The 2,342-nt window shown below is 59.5% G+C and carries 1 protein-coding gene; it reads left to right on the top strand.

Features of this window, described 5'->3' with window-relative positions; translation table 11 throughout:
* Nucleotides 1–8 precede the first annotated feature (8 nt).
* A partial coding sequence (locus tag AM231_RS29225; protein ID WP_278044645.1) for a non-ribosomal peptide synthetase occupies nt 9–2,342 on the top strand: 2,334 nt, incomplete at its 3' end.

Raw genomic sequence — 2,342 nt, 5'->3', positions numbered from 1 at the left:
GGCGGTACGTGCTGCTGCTGGACATGCACCACATCGTCTCGGACGGCGTATCGATGGACGTGTTCGTGGACGAGTTCACGCGATTATACGCGGGTGAACAGTTGGCACCGCTGGTGGTCCACTATAAGGATTATGCGGTATGGCTGCGTGAGAAGATGCAGGGCGAGGCGTACCAAGCTCAGGAGCAATACTGGCTGCAGGCGTTTGGGGAAGAGGCGCCGGTGCTGCAACTGCCGACGGATTACGCACGACCGGCAGTCCGCCGGTTCGAAGGGGACCACGCGGGTCAATTGTGGAGCGAGCACGAAACAGAACGGCTGAAGCAGCTGTGCGCGAAACAAGGAGTTACGCTGTACATGGCGCTGTTGGCGGCGTACGGGGTGCTGCTGTCGCGCTATGCGGGGCAGGAGGATGTCGTCGTCGGTACTCCGGTGGCGGGCAGAAGGCATCCGGATGCGGAACGGATGATCGGGATGTTCGTTGGCACGCTGGCGATGCGCAGCCGCCCAGCAGGAAGCAAACGGTTCGATGCGTACTTGGCGGAAGTGAAGGTTGCGGTGCTGGGCGCGATGGAGAACCAGGACTATCCGTTTGAGGAACTGGTGGAGAAGGCGGCAGTGCGGCGGGATACGAGCCGCAACCCGCTGTTCGACACGATGCTGGTGCTGCAGAACATGCAGATGAGCGAATGGAAGGCGGAAGGGCTGACGATTCGGCCGTATCCGCAGGAATACCAGGTCACGAAATTCGACCTGACGGTGGTTGCAGTCGAGCAGGATGGGCGCCTGTATTTCGACTGGGAATACAGCACGGCGCTATTCAAGAAGGAAACGGTCGAGCGGATGGTCAGGCATTTGGCGGCAATCGTGGAGCAAGTGGCAGAACGCCCTGACATGCAGCTGAACGAGATCGAGCTGGTCAGGGAAGAAGAGAAGCGTCAGTTGCTGAAAACGTTTAACGACACGAAGGTGGAGTATCCGAAGGACCAAACGATTCACGCGCTGTTCGAGCAGCAGGCGGAGCGGACGCCGGAAGCGGAGGCGGTCGTATTCGAGTCTGAACGGTTGACGTATGGGGAACTGAATGCGAAGGCGAACCAGTTGGCGTATGAGCTGCGGGCGCGTGGCGTCGGAGCGGACCGGATCGTGGGGATTATGGCGGAACGGTCGGTAGAGATGATCGTGGGCATTCTCGCGATCTTGAAGGCCGGAGGCGCGTACCTGCCGATCGACCCGGCGTACCCGGAAGAGCGGATCGCGTACATGCTGGAAGACAGCGGCGCAAGGCTGCTGCTCGTATACGGCGGGGACGTGGAAGTACCGCAAGATTACGAAGGAACCATGCTGAACCTGGCGGACGCGTCGCTGTATGCAGGCGACACCGCGAACTTGCCAGCGGCAAGCGGGCCGAATGATCTGGCGTATGTCATCTACACGTCGGGATCGACGGGACAGCCGAAGGGCGTAGCCGTCGTCCAACGCGGCGTTGTACGGCTGGTGAAGGAAACGGACTATGTGCGCATCACGGAACAAGATGTCTTTTTACAGGCATCGACGGTTTCCTTTGATGCGGCGACATTTGAAATTTGGGGAAGTTTGCTAAACGGTGCGAAGTTGGTACTGATGCCGCCGCGCATTCCGACGCTGGAAGAACTGGCTGAACGGATCGAAAAATACGGCGTCACCATTCTGTGGTTAACGTCGGGCTTGTTTAACGTCATGGTGGAACATCGTCTGCATGGGCTAAAAGGAGTGCGCCAGCTGCTCGTAGGCGGTGATGTCGTCTCCGCGCAACATGCGAACAAAGCGATGCAAATCAAAGGGTTGCAGCTGATCAACGGTTACGGCCCGACGGAAAGTACAACCTTCGCATGCTGCTATCCGATAGGCGAAGGGGACGTGAACCGGGGAACGATTCCGATTGGACGTCCGATTGCCAATACCCGGACATACGTTGTCGACCGAGCGAACAAGCTAGCGCCGATCGGGGTGCCGGGGGAGCTGTGCATCGCGGGAGACGGCTTGGCGCGCGGATACATGAACCGTCCAGAGCTTACGGCAGAGAAGTTCGTGGACAATCCATTCGAACCTGGGGAGCGGATGTACCGGACGGGAGACCTGGCCAGATGGCTGCCGGATGGGAACCTGGAGTACATGGGCCGGATCGACGAGCAGGTGAAAATCCGGGGGTACCGGATCGAGACGGGCGAAATTGTACACCGTCTGCTGCAGCGCGCGGACGTGAAGGAAGCCGTGGTCGTCGCCCGGAAAGACGAGCGGGACGAAGCTTACTTGTGCGCGTATGTGGTGAGCGGCGGTGCATTTGATGGATCTGCGTTCGCA

Origin of the sequence: Paenibacillus solani, from assembly GCF_001277345.1 — a bacterium.
GTDB lineage: Bacteria > Bacillota > Bacilli > Paenibacillales > Paenibacillaceae > Paenibacillus_AQ > Paenibacillus_AQ solani.
Note: the sequence above shows the minus strand (reverse complement) of the source record. Positions and strands in the feature narration are given on the sequence as shown.